Origin of the sequence: Mesobacillus sp. (assembly GCF_049588175.1) — a bacterium.
In the GTDB taxonomy this organism is placed as follows: Bacteria; Bacillota; Bacilli; order Bacillales; family Cytobacillaceae; genus Mesobacillus.
The window spans coordinates 1-1,722 of the sequence record NZ_JBAVFI010000434.1 but is presented as its reverse complement, the minus strand read 5'-3'; the positions used below and the strand labels follow the sequence as shown (position 1 = coordinate 1,722).

At 41.8% G+C, this 1,722-nt stretch carries 1 protein-coding gene and 1 pseudogene; both read right to left on the bottom strand.

Going from position 1 to position 1,722, the window contains the following annotated elements; genetic code table 11:
* On the bottom strand, window positions 1–748 hold a 748-nt coding region (locus WB217_RS10715; protein ID WP_423993219.1), incomplete at its 3' end, for an alpha/beta fold hydrolase.
* 202 nt (window positions 749–950) lie between these two features.
* Window positions 951–1,722 (bottom strand): annotated as a pseudogene (locus WB217_RS10710) (pullulanase); the annotation flags it as partial.

The following is a 1,722-nucleotide window of genomic DNA, read 5'->3' as shown; positions in this document are numbered from 1 at the left end:
ATTCAAGGGATAACCGGTTGAAATCGTCAGCTTTTTCAATATTGCATACATGGCCGCATTGGTTAAGGATAATTATTTCGGAGTGTTCATCCCCGTGCAGGTCAGCTTTTAACTCGTTCACAAACATATGGTCTTCAGCACCTGATATATAAAGTTTAGGAATCCTTACACTTTGGACATTGGTATAGATTGTTTCAACTTCAGCTACGAGTTGATACCATCCAAGGAAATTGTTCCGCAGCATTTTTTGTGCTTCATGGATGAAGAATCGTCTGGAGTGCTTATGGTTATCTTTTGGCATGAGAATCAGTGCCAGGATGCGATACAACCACATAAATGGAATCGCTCCTTTTATCAGTCCTGCTATTTTTAAAAGAAATTTTGCCATCCTGTTCAAGCTGGTTATTGCTCCTCCTAATACAGCAGACCTCACTCGGCCCGGTTCTGTTTTGAGTAATTGATGGAGGATGATAGACCCTAGTGAAATGCCGACAAAGTGTGCTTTGTGAATCGCGAGCTTGTCCAGCGTTTTTGCAATCTCTTTAACGATTAAATCAAAAGAGAACCTTTCTTTATAGGAATCGATGTCAGGTGAATCCCCATGGCCTGGTAAATGAATGGCCAGGACATTAAAGTGTTTTGAATAGGCCTTTATTTGTTTGTAAAAGATTTTAGAGTTGCCGCCGATCCCGTGCAGCAATACCACGTACTCCGAGCCATGCCCCTTATATAACTTGTAATCTAGCATTAAAATCTCCTTAAGTCGGTCTTGTTGATAACCTCATGATACCCTTGGTGCGGAGTCTAGTAAACCCTTACAATAAGATAGTTCCATAATATGCGACAGGCACCTTCCGAAAAGAGGAGGGTGCCTGTGCTATTAGTATGCAAAAATTGTAAAATGCTTCAGGACTGGTTGCAAAAATCAATCAGAAGAACCGTCCCCATGCTCATTTTTTCTTTGATGCTTTGTCGAGCTTGATTACGACTGTTGTTAATGGATCTAGTGTTAGTGTGTCTTTTGTCAGCTTGAAGCCTGATTTTTTGGATACTGGTGTTTTCCCTGCTTCGTCGTTGTCTACTAGGACTTTTCCTTTGGAGAGGTCTAGATCGCCTAGTGTCAACGTACGAGTTTTCGTGTCTGCATTTACGAATACGTAGTAGGTTCCGGTTTTGTCGGTTGATACGTTTTCGTAGGCAATGACCAGGTCAGTATCCTTAATTTCAGGGAAGTCTAGCAAATTAACGTTTTGATCCACTAGTTCCTTTTCGCCTAAACGGAAGGCATTGGTTGATTTTCTTAGTTCAATCAAACCCTTTGTATAGGCGCGTGTTGTTGTGTTAACTGAGTATTCCTTTTTATTTGTAGCTTTTTGCCAGTCGAACATATTGATGGCGTCAGATGAGTCATAAGAGTCGTGAATGAAATATCCAAATGGATTTCCTTGCTCGTCTTTAAACTCAGTGTACTTCTGCTCAGGTACCCCTTCACCTAACCATTGCTTCGTTCTGCCGTATTCCTGGGCTGAGTGAAGGAAAGCAGTTCCCTGTGATGTTAAAATAATCGAGTTTCCAATTCGGATGCGCTTGTGAATTTCTAACTCGTTTTCAGGTACTGATGGATCCTTTTTGATGGATTGTGCAATAACATCATGAAGTGGCAGGTTGTCGTGCGCCGCGATGTACTGAACCATGTCGCCTGGATCGTCGTCAGCTGTATTT